Origin of the sequence: Mycobacterium intermedium (assembly GCF_002086275.1) — a bacterium.
Classification (GTDB): Bacteria; Actinomycetota; Actinomycetes; order Mycobacteriales; family Mycobacteriaceae; genus Mycobacterium; species Mycobacterium intermedium.
The window spans coordinates 83,542-97,994 of sequence record NZ_MVHT01000009.1; the positions used below are offsets into that span (position 1 = coordinate 83,542).

Genomic DNA, 14,453 nt, shown 5'->3' on the forward strand with positions numbered 1-14,453 from the left:
CTCGCTCGGCGGCTAGGCCGGTGCTCCGAACAGGTCGATCGGCTTGCTGCCCGGCGCCAGGGTGACGATGGCGCGCTTGGTGCTCTTGCGCTGGCCGTAGCCGGTCCTGGTGCGCTTGCGCTTGCCCTGCCGATTCGCGGTGTTCACCGATGCGACCTTGACGGAGAAGATCTTCTCGACAGCGATCTTGATCTGCGTCTTGTTCGAATCGGGGTGCACCACAAAGGTGTACACGTTGTCGTCCAGCAGCCCGTAGGACTTCTCGGAGATGACCGGGGCCAGGATGATGTCACGAGGGTCAGCGATGGTCGCCATCAGGCCGAAACCTCCTCTGCAGTAGCCGTGTTGGCAGAGATATAGGCGTTGAGCGCCTCGACGCTGAACACCACGTCGTCGGCCCGCAACACGTCGTAGGTGTTGAGCTGGTCGGGCGCCAGGACGTGCACGCCGGGCAGGTTCCGCACGCTCTTGACGCCGGTCTCGTCGCTGCGCCCGATGACCACCAGCACCTGCTTGCGATCGGTCAGCGAGGACAGGAATGCCTTGGCGCTCTTGGTCGAAGGCGTCTGGCCCTCCACCACTTCGGTGACCGCGTGGATACGCCCGTTGCGTGCCCGGTCCGACAGCGCCCCGCGCAACGCGGCGGCGATCATCTTCTTCGGTGTGCGCTGGCTGTAGTCGCGCGGCTTGGGACCGTGCACGATGCCGCCACCGGTGAACTGGGGAGCGCGCGTCGAGCCCTGCCGGGCGCGACCGGTTCCCTTCTGCCGGTACGGCTTGCGGCCACCGCCGCTGACGTCGCCACGAGTCTTCGTCGAGTGCGTACCTTGCCGGGCCGCCGCCTGCTGGGCGGTGACCACCTGGTGCATCAACGCGATGTTCGCCGGAACGTCGAACAGCTCGGCCGGCAGCTCGATCGAGCCGTCGGTCTTGCCGGCCGGCGTCTTGACGTCAATTTTCAGGCTGTTTGACCCCTGTGCGGCCATTACTTCTCACCTCGCTTGATCGCGGTGCGAACCACGACGAGTCCGCCGGTGCGGCCGGGGACCGCGCCCTTGATCAGCAGGACGCCGTTTTCGGCGTCGACCTTGTGCACCAGCAGGTTCTGGACGGTGACCCGCTCGTTGCCCATCCGGCCCGCCATCCGGGTGCCTTTGAACACCCGCGCGGGGGTCGAGCAACCGCCGATGGAACCCGGCCGCCGGTGCACCGCCTGGGCGCCGTGGGCGGCGCCCTGACCGCGGAAGCCGTGCCGCTTCATGGTGCCGGCGAAGCCCTTGCCCTTGGAGGTGCCGGTGACATCGACGTAGGTGCCGTCGGCGAAGATCTCCGCCGTCAGCTCCTGGCCGACCTCGTACTCGGCCGCCGCCTCCGGGTCGTCCAGCCGCAACTCGGCCAGGTGCCGGCGCGGGTTGATGCCCGCGGCCGCGTACTGGCCGGTCACCGGCTTGGTGACCTTGCGCGGACTGATTTCGCCGTAGGCCAACTGCACGGCGCTGTACCCGTCACGCTCTGGGGTCCGGACGCGGGTCACCACGTTCGGCCCAGCCTTGACTACCGTCACCGGCACGACTCGGTTGTTCTCGTCGAATACCTGCGTCATGCCCAGCTTGGTACCCAGAATGCCTTTTCTCGCCATCGCTGCCCAAGCTCCTACTGGATGTTGACGTCGACACTGGCCGGAAGATCGATGCGCATCAATGCGTCAACGGTCTTCGGCGTCGGATCGAGGATGTCGATCAGCCGCTTGTGGGTGCGCATCTCGAAGTGCTCCCGCGAGTCCTTGTACTTATGCGGAGAGCGGATGACGCAATACACGTTCTTCTCGGTCGGCAGCGGCACCGGCCCCACGACGCTGGCTCCGGTGCGTACGACGGTCTCGACGATCTTGCGCGCCGACGCGTCAATAGCCTCATGGTCGTAGGCCTTAAGCCTGATGCGGATCTTTTGTCCCGCCACGCTTCTCCTACCTCATCTCCCACACTTGAAGTCCGTCACCGGACCTGGTGCCCCCCGGCACGCTTCGCCGCCCGATTACGGGCCGGTCGAGCGTCGCGCCGGATACTGCGCCGCTGTTTACCTGTCGTGGTCCACCCGCTCCCCCGCGCTCGGGTGTGTCACCCGCACGCAGCCTTGTAGGCGACCGAAATAGTCGCGCTCCAAGGATGGGACCGGACGCGCCCCTGGTGGGCGCTGGTCGTATGCCCGTCCAGGAGCAACCTGGCGCAGGGCAACCTGAACAGTATGCCCCAGATCACCGCCTAGGCCAAATCCCGGGTCATCGGTGCCGCCGCGCCGGGCCGCCGGGTGAAACACGTCGGCCTCACGCCACTTAAACCCCACACTAGCTGCGCCGATAGACCATCCTGGGCGGGCACCCGGACCCACGGTTAGGCTCCACCCGTGCTTGGGCCGAATCCGGGTGAACCTGACCCCGCGCAGCCGATGATCGACTGGATAAACACTGCACCGCCGGCTGAGCTCGCCGCCGAGCTCATGTCCGCCTTCGACCCGGCCGTAGCCCGGCGGGTGCCGGAGCTGGGATTGGCCGACTTCACCGCGTGGATGTTCCGCGGCTATCCGGAACAACCTGGCCTGATAAAGCCTGCGCGACCCGTGCGGGAGCCCATTTTGGAAGCCGTTCAACTGCTGGAGCATTCCGAACTGCTGTACGTGCGTTGGATCGTCAACAACGAATTCAGGTGGAGCGCAACCCGCCGGGGCTCGGCGACACTGGCCACCGGCAAGGAAGCCGTCAGGCAGCGGATCAGGGACCGGACCGGCGACTGAGCCGGGACGTGCCCAGCCCATCCTCAGCCCGTCCCCATCGGCTCGTCATCGACTCTCCATCGCCGAGCAGTATGGAAGCAGACCCCAGGACAAGCCCGAGGAGCGCAGGTGAGCACACGAATCGTCGATGCAGCAGCCGAAATTTTCGCCGACCCGACCTCCTACGCCGATGAGGCGCGGCTGCACGCGGCGATGAAGCACCTGCGCGCCAAGGCGCCGGTGTCGTGGGTCGACCGTCCCCCGTTTCGCCCGTTCTGGGCGATCACCAAGCACGCCGACGTGATGGAGATCGAGCGCGCCAACAACCTGTTCCTCAGTGCGCCGCGGCCGCTGCTCGCGACCGCCGAGGCCGACGATCTGTCGCACTCGCTGCTAGACGCGGGCATGGGGCTGCGCACGCTGGTCCACATGGACGATCCCCATCACCGGGATGTCCGGGCGATCGGAGCGGACTGGTTTCGCCCCAAAGCCATGCGGGCGCTGAAGGTCCGCATCGACGAGCTGGCCAAAATCCACGTCGACAAGCTGCTGTCGGTCGGACCCGAATGCGACTTCGTCACCGAGGTCGCCCAGCACTACCCGCTCTACGTCATCCTTTCCCTGCTGGGCCTGCCCGAATCGGACTTCCCGCGGATGCTGCGCCTGACCCAGGAATTGTTTGGTGGTGACGACACCGAGTTTCGGCGCGGCACCACGCCGGAAGAACAACTGAACGTTCTGCTGGAATTTTTGGCCTACTTCAACGACCTCACGGCGGCCCGTCGAGCCAATCCGACCGACGATCTGGCGTCGGCGATCGCCAACGCACGCATCAACGGCGAACCGCTCTCCGATCTCGACACCGCGTCCTATTACGTGATCATCGCCACCGCCGGACACGACACCACCAGTGCGACGATTGCCGGCGGGCTGCAGGCCCTGATCGAGAACCCAGACCAGCTCGAACGACTCACCAACAACCTCGACCTGATGCCGCTGGCCACCGAGGAGATGGTCCGCTGGGTGACGCCGGTGAAGGAATTCATGCGCACCGCCGCCGAGGACACCACGGTGCGCGGAGTGCCCATCGCCAAAGGCGAGTCCGTCTATTTGTCCTATGTCTCCGCCAACCGGGACGAAGAGGTGTTCGACGATCCGTTCCGCTTCGATGTCGGTCGGAATCCCAACAAGCACTTGGGGTTCGGCTATGGGATCCATTTCTGTCTGGGTGCGGCACTGGCCCGCATGGAGATCAGCAGCTTCTTCACCGAGCTCCTGCCGCGGCTCAAGTCCATCGAATTGAACGGCCAGCCCGAACTCGTCGCCACCACCTTCGTGGGTGGGCTCAAGCACTTACCGATCCGGTATTCGCTGCGCTGATCCCCTGCACGTAGAGGAAGCCGTCCACGGCCGCCCGCGCGCACTCCCGATAGTCGAAGTTCGGCAATGTGGACAGCCGCCCCAGCACCAGCGGGCCGATCAGCAGGGCGATCGCCCGGGATCGGTCCACACTTCCCAGCTTGAGTCCCAACTCGCCTGCCGCTGGGCTGTCGAATATCGCATCGAACGGCGCCGCATACTGCTGAGCGATGCGCTCGCGCAGCGTGTTGATCGCGCTGTCGCCGCGGGCGTTCTCGGGCTCCGGCATCGCCGCAAGGTCGGGGCCCAACGCCAACCACGACATGGCCGTCATCACAGCGGGTGCTTCGGCGATGAACTTGCCCTGCGCCAGGACTACCGCGAGCAGCCGGTCCCGCAGCGAACCCTCGTCCGGGGGCATCGGAGCCGGCGGGATCAGGCTGTTGAACGTCGCGGCGAGCAGGTCGTTGCCGCTGGGAAAGTGGCGATACAGGGTGGCCCGTGCGACGTTGGCTGCGCGCGTGACCGCGTCGACGGTCACCGCGCTCGGCCCCCCGGTGGTGAGCAGCGTTGCGGCGGCTTCCAGCAAACGCGCCCTGGACCGCGCCGGGCGGGGATCGACGTTGTTCCCCTCGCTGATTGTGACGCACCTCCCTGTTTGGAAACCAGACTACTGGTCTACCTACGAGACTATTAGTCTCGAAAACTAGTCCGCCCCGGGGAGGAGGCGAACCACCCATGGTTCATGCCCTTGATCGGCTTGACCAGCGTACTGAGCCAGTAGACGGGCCGGTAGACGGCGTTGTTCCTGGCGGTTCTGCCGGCGTCGCTTCACAAGCCAGAACCTGGACCCTCGCAGTGGCGTGCGTGGGTGTCGGTCTCGTCGTCGCATCGATGACGGCCTTGAACACCGCGTTGGGCGATCTGGCCCAGGCAACCGGGGCCACGCAGACCCAGCTGACCTGGATGGTCGACGGATACACCCTGGCGCTGGCGTGTCTGTTGTTGCCGGCCGGCGCGATCGGCGATCGATATGGCAGAAAAGGCGCGCTGCTGGCCGGCCTGCTGGTTTTCGCGCTTGGCTCGATCGCACCGGCGCTACTGCACGACCCGATGCACATCATCGCCGGCCGGGCAGTGGCCGGGGTTGGCGCCGCATTTGTGATGCCGTCGACGCTGTCCCTGCTGACCGTGGCTTACCCGAAAGAGCAGCGAGCCAAGGCCGTTGGCATCTGGGCGGCCGTGTCCGGTTCCGGCGGCGTCTTGGGCATGCTGGGTTCCGGGGCAATGCTGCACTTCTGGAATTGGCAGGCGATTTTCTGGTCCCTGGCCGCCATTGCGCTGATTGTCTTCGCGCTGGCCTGCACTGTCGCCCCCTCGCGGGATCACGACGCCGCGCGCGTCGACTGGCCGGGCGCGGCGCTCATCGGCACGGCGGTGGCGATTTCGGTCTACGCCATCCTCGAAGCACCCCACCGGGGCTGGAGCGACACGTTCGTTTGGGGCGGAATCGTCGCCGGTGCGGTGATCACGGCGGTCTTCATCGTGGTCCAGCTGCGGCGGCCAAAGCCGCTGTTGGATGTGCGCCTGTTCGGTGACCCGGCCTTCACGACCGGGGTGGCGACGATCGTCCTGATGTTCGGCGGCACGTTCGGGTTCTTCTTCCTCGCCATGCAATACGTCCAGCAAATCATGGGCTACTCGCCGTTGATGACCGCCGTGGCGCTAGGCCCGTTCATGGTGCCACTGGGCATTCTTTCGGCGTTGTCATCGTGGTACGTCCCCCGGCTCGGACTGCGCCTCGTACTGTTCCTGGGCACCGCGACCATGGCGGTGGGCTTCTGGTGCATGCAGGGACTCGGGCTGCACTCCAGCTATCTCGAGTTCGCCTGGCCTTGTTTGATCCTGGCCACGGGCATCGGACTCTGCACGGCGCCCACCACCGCCGCGATCATGGGAGCGGTTCCGGACGAAAAGCAGGGCGTGGCCTCCGCGGTCAACGACACCGCGCGCGAGATGGGCGGTGCGGTGGGCATCGCCGTCGCCGGATCGATACTGGCCGGGCGCTACACGCAGGAACTGGCACCCCACCTGGCGCAGTTTCCTGCGGCCGTCCGGGGCCCCGCAACAGACTCGCTGGCCAAGGCTGTCGAAATCGCCGGCAAGCTGGGACCTGAGGGACAGCAACTGGCCGATCTGAGCAAGACCGCGTTCCTGACCGCGATGCACTCATCCACCACAGCCATTGCGGTGCTGGTCGGCGTGGCGGCGGTGTTGATCGGAGCGTGGGGACCCGGACGCGACGGGCGCCAACTCCGCCCGGTCCGGAAACTCGTCGCGCGCTTCCGATAGCCCGGTTACGAAGCATCGGCAAAAACGCCTCGCGCCGACCCGTCGGCAAGCTAATATCCGCTGGGGAGGACTCCGCCTGTGGGGGACCGGCGGAAGCCAGACATCCTTAGCTAGGGGCCCAGATGTCTTATGTTCACGCGCAGCCGGAATACGTTGCCGCCGCGGCATCGGATCTGGCGCGAATTGGTTCGGCGTTGAGCGACGCCAACCTGACCGCGGCGGTACCGACCGCTGCCGCATTGCCAGCCGGCGCCGACGAGGTTTCGGCGTACATTGCGGCGCTGTTCTCCGCGCACGCTCAGGCCTATCAGGCGCTCAGCGCCCAGGCCGAAGCTTTTCACGCACAGTTCGTGCACCTGATGACCATGGGTGGCGAGCAATACGCCTTGGCGGAGACGGCGAACAACGTCGCCGTACAAGCCGCATCGCAAGCCGGGTTGGCGGTCAGCGCCCCCCTGCAGGCCGCGATGGGGGCGCTTCCGACGGGTGGCGCCCAGGCGGCACCGGCGGCGGGCGCAACGCTGGCAGCCAACGCCACACCAGTCGCCCCGGCTTCGGCGCAGGTGGTCACGCCGGCCGCCGCGCCGACCGGAGGTGTGGCCGCGGCAACGGCAGTCGCACCGCTGGGACGGGTCGCAGCCACCGGAGCGACGGCTCCCGCCGGCGCAGCAGCCCCCGCGGGACCGGCCGCGCAGCCGATCCAAGCACTTGCGGCGACCCAGCCAGTGGAGGCCGAAGTCGCCACGGCGGCGCCGGTGACACCGTTGCCGGCGGCCTTGGCGGCGCGAGCAGCGACACCGGCGGCCGCTGCCGTGCCGACGGCGCGCGTTGTCGCCCCGCAGGGCGAGGCGGCCAACTGATCGGTGCGAGCGCCTAGCACCGTCCCAACGCTGCAACCGGGTTCTCGACGAGGTCGGCGAACAGTCGCAGGAACCCTGCTGCCGTGCCCCCGTCGCACACGCGGTGATCGAAGCTGACGCACACCTGGGTCACCTTGCGCACCGCGAGTTCGCCGTCGGCGACCCAGGGCCGGTCGACGATGCGGCCGACACCCAGGATGGCCACCTCGGGGTGATTGATGATCGGGGTGGAACCGTCGACGCCGAAAAGACCGTAATTGTTCAGCGTGAAGGTCCCGCCGGACAGCTGCGCCGGAGGAAGTTTGCCGTCCCGTGCCGCCTGCACGGTCTGCGCCAGGGCGGCCGACAGCGTGACAGTGTCCATCGTGTCGGCTCCTTTGATGACGGGGACCAGCAGGCCTCGCTGGGTCTGCACGGCGATCCCGAGGTTGACGTGTCGGTAGCGGACGATCTCCGATCGGGCGGTGTCCACCGACGAATTGAGCTCGGGAAATTCACGCAAGGCCGCAATCGCGAACCGGGCCAGCAGCGCCAGCAGGCTCACGTCCTGTTTCGTCGCCGCGGCGATGCGTCTCCTGGCATCGAGCAACGCGGTGGCGTCGACGTCGACCCAGGTCGTCGCGTCCGGAATCTCCCGACGGCTGACCGACAACTTGGCGCCGATAACTTTGCGCAACCCCGTGATCGGGACGCGTTGTTCGCCGTCGGCGTTCCCGACGGCGGCGCGGGCCTCCTCGACGTCGGCGCGGACGATGACACCGCCCGGGCCCGTCGCTGAGAGTTCGACGAGGTCGACACCGTTGTCGCGGGCCAACTTCCGCACCGCCGGCGAGATCACCTTGACCGTCGTTGCGGTCGCGGTCGCCGTCGCCGGGGTCACCGCAGGTCGAACCGCCGCACGACGCCGCCCTGGCCGGCTTCGAGACACCGCGGCGGTGGTGCCGTAGCCGATCAGCACATTGCCTGACCCGGCGCTCGCCTGTTCGACGGCGGCGACGGTGACGACGGGAGCGCCGACGCACAACGTCGCTCCCGGGTCGCCGTGCAACGCGAGCACCGTCCCTGCGAACGGCACCGGAAGCTCGACGACGGCTTTGGCGGTCTCGACCTCGACGATCACCTGGTCGACTAGCACCGAGTCGCCGACCTTCACCTTCCACTCGACGATTTGAGCCTCGGTGAGCCCCTCGCCCAGGTCGGGCAACAGGAACGTCTGTTCGCTCATGCGCCGGCCACCCAGCGAGTGTCCACCCGGTCGTCCCATTGCAGCCGGTCGACGGCGTCCAGGATGCGGTCGGCGTAGGGCAGGTGCACGCGTTCGAGCCGGGGCGGCGGATAGGGGATGTCAAAGCCGCTGACCCGCAACACCGGTGCAGCCAGGCTGTGGAAGCAACGTTCCTGGACGCGGGCGGCGATCTCGGCCGCGACCCCGGCGAACCCCTGGGCTTCCTGCACAACGACACAGCGACCCGTCTTGCGGACCGACGCCGCGACGGTGTCGTCATCAAAAGGCACGATGGACCGCAGATCGATCACTTCAAGGCTGCGACCCTCCCCCGCGGCCACTTCCGCGGCATCCAGAGCCGCATCGACCGACGGGCCGTAGGCGACGACCGTGACGTCGCTACCCGACCGTGCCACTCGGGCGCGCCCGATCGGCGCGCCGCGTTGCAGCTCGACGTCGGCGCGGGCGAAGTAAAGACGTTTGGTTTCCAGGAAGACCACCGGGTCGGGATCGTCGATGGCGTCCCGGAGTAGCCCGTAGGCATCCGATACCGTCGCCGGCACAACGACTTTCAACCCGGGGGTGTGGACGTAGTACGCCTCGCTGGAATCGCTGTGGTGCTCCACGCCGCCGATGCCGCCGGCGAACGGGATGCGGATCACCATCGGCGCCGACAATGCGCCGCGGGTCCGGTTGCGGAGTTTGGCGACGTGGGAGGCGATCTGCTCGAAAGCCGGGTACGCGAACGCGTCGAACTGCATCTCCACCACGGGGCGATAGCCCGCCATCGCCATGCCGACGGCAAAGCCGACGATCCCCGATTCGGCCAGCGGGGTGTCGAAACAACGTTCGCTGCCGAATGTTTCGGCCAAACCGTCGGTGACCCGGAAAACTCCGCCGAGTTGCCCGACGTCCTCACCGAACACGACCACCGACTCGTCCTGGCCGAGTGCGTCGCGCAGCGCGGCGTTGAGGGCTGCTGCCATGGTCAACACGGTCATTGCGGTGCGACTGGCTCTAGTTCGGAGGCCAGCTCCGCGCGGGCTTGGGCATGCTGCTCGCGTAACGCCGGGGTGGGTTCTGCGAACACGAACCGGAAGAGGTCGTCGGGGTCGACCGGCCGGTCGGCGTTCATTCCGGTACGCACGGTCGCCGCAAGCGTTTCGGCCTCGGCCTTGATGGCCTCGACGTCGGCATCGTCGATCAGGCCCACGGCCCGCAGATAGGCGTCGAGTCGCGCGATCGGGTCTCGCTCGGCCCAGCGCTGCACTTCATCCGACGCCCGGTATCGAGTCGGATCGTCGGCGTTGGTGTGCCCGTCGATGCGGTAGGTGTGCGCCTCGACGATGACCGGCCCGTTTCCATCGAGCACGTAGCGCCGCGCCTCGTCCAGGATGGCCAACATGGCCACCGGATCGTTGCCGTCGACCTGCTCACTGCCTATTCCGTAACCAACCCCTTTGTGCGCCAATGACGGAGCCGCCGATTGGCGCGCCAGGGGCACGCTGATCGCAAACCCGTTGTTCTGCACCAGGAAGATGACCGGCGCCTTCAACACAGCGGCGAAGTTGAGGGCCTCATGGAAGTCCCCCTCACTGGTGGCACCGTCACCGCAAAGTGCCAGCACGACAAGCTCGTTGCGGTTGCAGGTGTGCCCGTGAGCCAGGCCGACGGCGTGCAGCAACTGGGTGGCCAACGGGGTGCACTGCGGGGCCGCGCGGTGTGCGACGGGGTTGTAGCAGCAGTGCCAGTCACCGGCGAACATGGCCAGGACTTCCACCGGATCGACGCCGCGGGCAACCAGCGCCATCGAGTCTCGATAGGTGGGAAAGATCCAGTCACGCGGGTGCAAGGACATGGCGGCCGCGATCTGGCATGCCTCCTGTCCGCGGGACGACGGATAGACCGCCAATCGTCCCTGTTTGGTCAACGCGGTGGCCTGCTCGTCAAAACGCCGGCCCAACACCATTTTTCGATACATCTCGACCAACCGCGCACCGTCCGGTCGCGGGTAGCGAGCCGTGCTGGGGGTCGGGCGACCGGCGGAATCGAGGTACTGCACCGCGACATCGGCAGGCAGGTATTTCTGATAGCTCTCGACAACGCTCACCACGGCCTCCATCACAGCTACTTGTCAATTGATCCTGGCTGGTGCTGGTCTTTTTGACCACATCCAGGCTCCATCTCCAAACAGATTGCTTGCCGCCATGCACTTGCCCGACATATTGTTCAAACTTTCCGACGACCGACACGAGGCGGTGGACACATGGCCGAGGCAGCGCCCTCCCGGGTGCAACTTGACGAGGTGGACCGGCGACTGATCCGGGAACTGGTCAAAGACGGACGCATCTCGATGCTGGCCCTCGCCCAACGGGCGCACGTCTCCCGGACCCACGTCTACGCGCGCGTGGAACGACTCGAGCGAATGGGTGTCATCGAAGGCTTCACCGCGCGAATCAATTTGGAGAAGGCGGGCTTCGCGACGTCCGCGCTCATCGCGCTGTCCATCCAACAGGACTCCTGGCGCGGGTTGTCCCAGAAACTGAAGACGCTGCGTTATGTCGAGCGGTTCGTCCTGGTCGGTGGCGACTTCGACGTCCTTGTCGTGGTCCGCACGCCCGACAACGCGGCCCTGCGCGACGTGGTGCTCGAGCAGATTCACAGCTTGGCCGGAGTCCGGGCCAGCCGGACCTGGCTGATGTTCGAAGAGTGCGACGGAATGCAGTCGGAGTTGTTCTGAACGCTCAGGGCCGCCCAGGCGCGGTCAGGCGGGAATGGCGCCCCGCGCCGCTTCGGCACGCCGTCGAGCGAGCATGCGCGCGGCGGCATCGGTGCTGATTCCGTTCGTCTCGCTGATCGAAAAGACCTGGGCCAGCGTGTTCCCGATGCCCTTGGTGCGCTCCGCGACGGTCTCGTCACTCCAACCCAGCACCTCGTGACCGACAAGGTGAAACGCACCGCCGGCGTTGGCGACGAAGTCGGGGGCGTACACGATGCCCCGTTCGCGCAGGATCAACCCGGCGCTCTCCTCGACCAGGATGTTGTTGGCCGCCCCCACGACCGCGGTCGCGGGAAGCTGGGCCGCGGTCGCGCTGTCGATGACACCACCGAGGGCGCACGGCGAAAAGATGTCGCACGGTGTGCTGACGGCGGCTTCGGGCCGCACCACCGACCAGCCGCATTCCCGCGCCCACTCCAGCCGCTCGGGCACGACGTCGCAAACCACAAGCACCGCGCCGGCTTCGGCGGCCAGCGTTGCGACATGTCCCCCGACGGCACCAAGGCCTTGGACGAGGACGGTTCGTCCCGCCAGGTCGCCGAGGCCGCAATGGTGTGCAGTGGCCTTCATCGCCTCGAACACTCCCACGGCGGTGTTGCCGGCGCTCGAACCGGCTCCGCCCCGGTCGGCCGTCCTGCCGAAGACGAATTCCGTTGTGCCGTTGAGGATGTCCATGTCAGCCGAAGTGGTGTTGACATCCGGCCCGGTCCAATAGGTTCCGTTCAGCTTGTCGATGTTCTCGGCGTGCAGCCGCAGGATGCGGCGCCAGGTGGACTCGTCGAGGGATCGCCGTGGGGCCGGTAATGCGATCACCGACTTACCCCCGCCCATGGGCAGATTGCTCACCGCCATCTTCAATGTCATTGCGGCGGCCAGCCTTCCGGCCTCCTCAACGGCGTCGGCAAGCGACGCATACTGGGCGGCTCGGGTGCCGCCGGCGGCCTGCCCCAGCTGAAGTGAATCCACTCGGATGACAAACGATGTGCCGGTTTGCGGATCATGCCGGATCAGCGTCAGTTCACCGTCCCAAAGCAATGCGTCGTCCATACCTGCGAAACGTAGCCGCGCGCAGCAGGATTGACTTCAAGCGTCCGTATTCTCCGGACAAACTGCATCCAGACCGCGGCAGTTTCGGGGGTTTGTCCACCGAAGCGCGGCTAGGCAGGCGCGACCACGGACACCAGCCGGCCCCGACGAATCACGGCGCGGACCCGTTTCGCCAGACCTGTCACCGCGACATCGGTGCCGTCCAGCAGGACCAGGTCCGCCCGCTTTCCGGGGGCCAGTTCACCGATATCGGCACCGCGATCGAGCAGTTCGGCCGCTTGCGTGGTTGCCGACCGCAACGCATCGACCGCGGACAGGCCCTGGTCGCTGAGCAGTTCGAGTTCACGCAGGTTGTCTCCGTGTGGCGCAATGCCGGCATCGGTTCCCATCGCGATGCGCACACCCGCCTCGTGCGCGAGCCGCACCGAGGCTTCGTGCGCGTCCAGAACCTCGGCGACCTTGCTGCGGGCGGCCTCGGTGAGCCCGCTACCTGCCAGTGCCTGGCGCAGTATGGCGTGCGGCGCGGAAAGCGTTGGGACCAGCCAGGTTCCGTGTGCCAGCATCAGATCGACAGCTTCGTCGTCCAGGTAGACGCCGTGCTCAATGGAGCGAACGCCGGCGCGCACCGCGTTCTTGACGCCTTCGGCACCCTGCGCGTGCGCCATGACGTGCGCCCGGGCGGCGCGCGCCTCGGCCATCATGATGGCGAGTTCGTCGTCGGCGAAATATGCGCGGCGTGGGTCGCTGCGCGGGCTGATCACGCCGCCGGTGGTGGCCACCTTGATCACGTCGGCTCCGGCCCGAATCAGTTCGCGCACCTTTTGGCGCATCGCCTCGACACCGTCCACAACGGTCGACGGGCAACCCGGATGCGGCGGCCACAATGCGTGTACGCACTCGCCGGACGGCATCCACTCGTCGCCGTGACCGCCGGTCGGACTGAGCACGCCGATGGCGATCTGCATGTCCGGTCCCTCGACCAAGCCGGTGGCGACCGCCTCCTTGACACCGAGGTCGGCGCCGGCGGCGTCGCGGACGGTGGTCACACCGGCGTGCAGGGTCAGCCGAAGATTGCGTACGGCCTGAAAGAAGCGGAGCGAGAACGGGGTTTGGATCAGCCGCATCGTGTCGACGTCGTCCAGCGTGACGTGGACGTGACAGTCGATGAAGCCCGGCACCACCAACTGGCCACGGGCATCGAGTTCGGTGTCACCGTCCAGGCCCGGTCCCACGTCGACGATGCGCTCCCCGTCGATCACCACGTCGGCGGGCGCCGCGGTTCCCGACCGCGGGTCGAAGACGTGGCCCCCGCGGACCACCAGGCGGTGGCTCACCGCCGCGCGGGCGGCGGGCCGTAAAGGGTGTTGACCCACACCGTGATCAGCGCGGTGGTGGCCGCGACGGGGTCGCCGAACGGGGGATGCCCGAAGCAGTCCAGCAGATACCGTTCGTTCATCCACGTCAGGACGCGGGCGACCTCGTCGGCTTCCGTGACCTGGCTGCGTCCGGCGTCGATGTCGGCTTTGATGCGACGCGCGGTCGCCGCGGCGAGTCGGTCCGCGAGGGCTTGGTAGAGGGCGCCGATCTCTGGGTCGTGGCGCGCGGTGTCGGAGATCGCCTGGATCAACCTGCCGTGCTCGACGAATATCGATGTCAGGTTTTCCAGGCTGCGGCGCAATTCGGCGACCGGATCATCGGATTCGGCCATCCAGTCGTCGGCGACGTGGTCCAACTCCAGACCGACGTCGTCGAGCATCGCCATCAGCAGGTGCTGGCGGTCCTCGAAGTGGCGATAGAACGCGGTGCGTGCCACCTCCGCGGCGGAGGTGATGTCGTCCAGCGAGATCTCCGCCCACGGCCGCTGCTCCAGCAGGCTATGTGCGGCGTCGAGCAACCGGCGGCGAGCGTCTCGCCGGTTCGCGCGCCGACGCGCCTGCAGATCGCTCTGTCGGTTGGCCAAATCGGGCGCCTCTTTCCGCGATCAAGTCGAACAACGCGATGTTCACCCTATTTTTACACGTTCGCGACGCTAATTGGAACAATATTGTTGACATCATGTCAC

At 66.9% G+C, this 14,453-nt stretch carries 16 protein-coding genes; 5 read left to right on the forward strand and 11 right to left on the reverse strand.

The genetic code is table 11. From position 1 onward, the window contains the following. Positions 1 to 12: 12 nt before the first annotated feature. Genes rplW through rpsJ form a run of 4 tightly spaced genes read right to left on the reverse strand, consistent with a single transcriptional unit; the run spans position 13 to position 1,959 of the window. Positions 13 to 315, reverse strand: a complete 303-nt coding sequence (gene rplW / locus BST27_RS05575) for a 50S ribosomal protein L23 (RefSeq protein WP_069417616.1) — start codon at positions 313 to 315, stop codon at positions 13 to 15. Next, the gene (gene rplD / locus BST27_RS05580) at positions 315 to 986 is read right to left on the reverse strand and encodes a 50S ribosomal protein L4 (RefSeq protein WP_069417617.1); all 672 of its coding nucleotides are present in this window, start codon (positions 984 to 986) and stop codon (positions 315 to 317) included. The genes rplW and rplD overlap by 1 nt, the downstream gene beginning before the upstream one ends. After that, positions 986 to 1,639 (reverse strand): 50S ribosomal protein L3, encoded by a 654-nt coding sequence (gene rplC / locus BST27_RS05585; RefSeq protein ID WP_079220145.1) that lies wholly within the window; start codon positions 1,637 to 1,639, stop codon positions 986 to 988. The genes rplD and rplC overlap by 1 nt, the downstream gene beginning before the upstream one ends. A gap of 14 nt (positions 1,640 to 1,653) precedes the next feature. After that, complete coding sequence (rpsJ, locus tag BST27_RS05590) at positions 1,654 to 1,959, reverse strand: 30S ribosomal protein S10 (protein WP_003873519.1); 306 nt, start codon at positions 1,957 to 1,959, stop codon at positions 1,654 to 1,656. Positions 1,960 to 2,403: 444 nt separating this feature from the next. On the opposite strand from rpsJ, the gene BST27_RS05595 reads away from it, so the two are divergent. Both BST27_RS05595 and BST27_RS05600 read left to right on the forward strand, forming a co-directional pair. After that, a complete protein-coding gene (locus BST27_RS05595) occupies positions 2,404 to 2,790 on the forward strand; it encodes a hypothetical protein (RefSeq protein ID WP_139805027.1) in 387 nt (128 codons plus the stop codon). Between the two features lie 108 nt (positions 2,791 to 2,898). Further along, entirely contained in the window at positions 2,899 to 4,149 is a 1,251-nt protein-coding gene (locus BST27_RS05600; protein ID WP_069422033.1) for a cytochrome P450, read from the forward strand. On the opposite strand, the gene BST27_RS05605 is transcribed toward BST27_RS05600, so the two are convergent. Further along, on the reverse strand, positions 4,115 to 4,768 hold the full coding sequence (locus BST27_RS05605; protein ID WP_069422034.1) for a TetR/AcrR family transcriptional regulator: 654 nt from the start codon (positions 4,766 to 4,768) through the stop codon (positions 4,115 to 4,117). The two genes, BST27_RS05600 and BST27_RS05605, sit on opposite strands and share 35 nt — an antisense overlap. Before the next feature lie 98 nt (positions 4,769 to 4,866). Between BST27_RS05605 and BST27_RS05610 the strand changes: the two genes are divergently transcribed. Continuing rightward, on the forward strand, positions 4,867 to 6,480 hold the full coding sequence (locus tag BST27_RS05610) for an MFS transporter (RefSeq protein WP_069422035.1): 1,614 nt from the start codon (positions 4,867 to 4,869) through the stop codon (positions 6,478 to 6,480). A 122-nt stretch (positions 6,481 to 6,602) separates the two neighbouring features. Beyond that, the gene (locus BST27_RS34435) at positions 6,603 to 7,340 is read left to right on the forward strand and encodes a PE family protein (protein WP_069422036.1); all 738 of its coding nucleotides are present in this window, start codon (positions 6,603 to 6,605) and stop codon (positions 7,338 to 7,340) included. Positions 7,341 to 7,353: 13 nt separating this feature from the next. Here the strand turns inward: BST27_RS34435 and BST27_RS05620 are convergent, their stop codons facing one another. The 3 genes from BST27_RS05620 to BST27_RS05630 are packed head-to-tail and all read right to left on the reverse strand — an operon-like array spanning position 7,354 to position 10,687. Then, positions 7,354 to 8,565, reverse strand: coding sequence for a dihydrolipoamide acetyltransferase family protein (locus BST27_RS05620; protein WP_069422058.1), 1,212 nt, complete (start codon positions 8,563 to 8,565; stop codon positions 7,354 to 7,356). Further along, complete coding sequence (locus BST27_RS05625; RefSeq protein ID WP_069422037.1) at positions 8,562 to 9,566, reverse strand: alpha-ketoacid dehydrogenase subunit beta; 1,005 nt, start codon at positions 9,564 to 9,566, stop codon at positions 8,562 to 8,564. The genes BST27_RS05620 and BST27_RS05625 overlap by 4 nt, the downstream gene beginning before the upstream one ends. Continuing rightward, on the reverse strand, positions 9,563 to 10,687 hold the full coding sequence (locus tag BST27_RS05630; RefSeq protein WP_139805028.1) for a thiamine pyrophosphate-dependent dehydrogenase E1 component subunit alpha: 1,125 nt from the start codon (positions 10,685 to 10,687) through the stop codon (positions 9,563 to 9,565). Before BST27_RS05630 ends, BST27_RS05625 begins: the two co-directional genes overlap by 4 nt. Positions 10,688 to 10,831: 144 nt before the next feature. On the opposite strand from BST27_RS05630, the gene BST27_RS05635 reads away from it, so the two are divergent. Next, positions 10,832 to 11,305, forward strand: a complete 474-nt coding sequence (locus BST27_RS05635; protein ID WP_069422038.1) for an Lrp/AsnC family transcriptional regulator — start codon at positions 10,832 to 10,834, stop codon at positions 11,303 to 11,305. A 24-nt stretch (positions 11,306 to 11,329) separates the two neighbouring features. On the opposite strand, the gene BST27_RS05640 is transcribed toward BST27_RS05635, so the two are convergent. The 3 genes from BST27_RS05640 to BST27_RS05650 form a co-directional block, all read right to left on the reverse strand. After that, complete coding sequence (locus BST27_RS05640) at positions 11,330 to 12,391, reverse strand: Glu/Leu/Phe/Val dehydrogenase family protein (RefSeq protein WP_069422039.1); 1,062 nt, start codon at positions 12,389 to 12,391, stop codon at positions 11,330 to 11,332. A gap of 110 nt (positions 12,392 to 12,501) precedes the next feature. Next, a complete protein-coding gene (locus BST27_RS05645; RefSeq protein ID WP_069422040.1) occupies positions 12,502 to 13,725 on the reverse strand; it encodes a metal-dependent hydrolase family protein in 1,224 nt (407 codons plus the stop codon). Beyond that, positions 13,722 to 14,351, reverse strand: a complete 630-nt coding sequence (locus BST27_RS05650; RefSeq protein WP_069422041.1) for a TetR/AcrR family transcriptional regulator — start codon at positions 14,349 to 14,351, stop codon at positions 13,722 to 13,724. Before BST27_RS05650 ends, BST27_RS05645 begins: the two co-directional genes overlap by 4 nt. Positions 14,352 to 14,453 lie beyond the last annotated feature (102 nt).

What these genes read in the sequence shown, in the direction of transcription:
- BST27_RS05620 (WP_069422058.1), bottom strand. Translation starts at nt 8,565, where the DNA reads ATGAGCGAACAGACGTTCCTGTTGCCCGACCTGGGCGAGGGGCTCACC.
- BST27_RS05630 (WP_139805028.1), bottom strand. Translation starts at nt 10,687, where the DNA reads ATGGAGGCCGTGGTGAGCGTTGTCGAGAGCTATCAGAAATACCTGCCT.
- rplW (WP_069417616.1), bottom strand. Translation starts at nt 315, where the DNA reads ATGGCGACCATCGCTGACCCTCGTGACATCATCCTGGCCCCGGTCATC.
- BST27_RS05625 (WP_069422037.1), bottom strand. Translation starts at nt 9,566, where the DNA reads ATGACCGTGTTGACCATGGCAGCAGCCCTCAACGCCGCGCTGCGCGAC.
- BST27_RS05610 (WP_069422035.1), top strand. Translation starts at nt 4,867, where the DNA reads ATGGTTCATGCCCTTGATCGGCTTGACCAGCGTACTGAGCCAGTAGAC.
- rplC (WP_079220145.1), bottom strand. Translation starts at nt 1,639, where the DNA reads ATGGCGAGAAAAGGCATTCTGGGTACCAAGCTGGGCATGACGCAGGTA.
- rplD (WP_069417617.1), bottom strand. Translation starts at nt 986, where the DNA reads ATGGCCGCACAGGGGTCAAACAGCCTGAAAATTGACGTCAAGACGCCG.
- BST27_RS05640 (WP_069422039.1), bottom strand. Translation starts at nt 12,391, where the DNA reads ATGGACGACGCATTGCTTTGGGACGGTGAACTGACGCTGATCCGGCAT.
- BST27_RS05635 (WP_069422038.1), top strand. Translation starts at nt 10,832, where the DNA reads ATGGCCGAGGCAGCGCCCTCCCGGGTGCAACTTGACGAGGTGGACCGG.
- BST27_RS34435 (WP_069422036.1), top strand. Translation starts at nt 6,603, where the DNA reads ATGTCTTATGTTCACGCGCAGCCGGAATACGTTGCCGCCGCGGCATCG.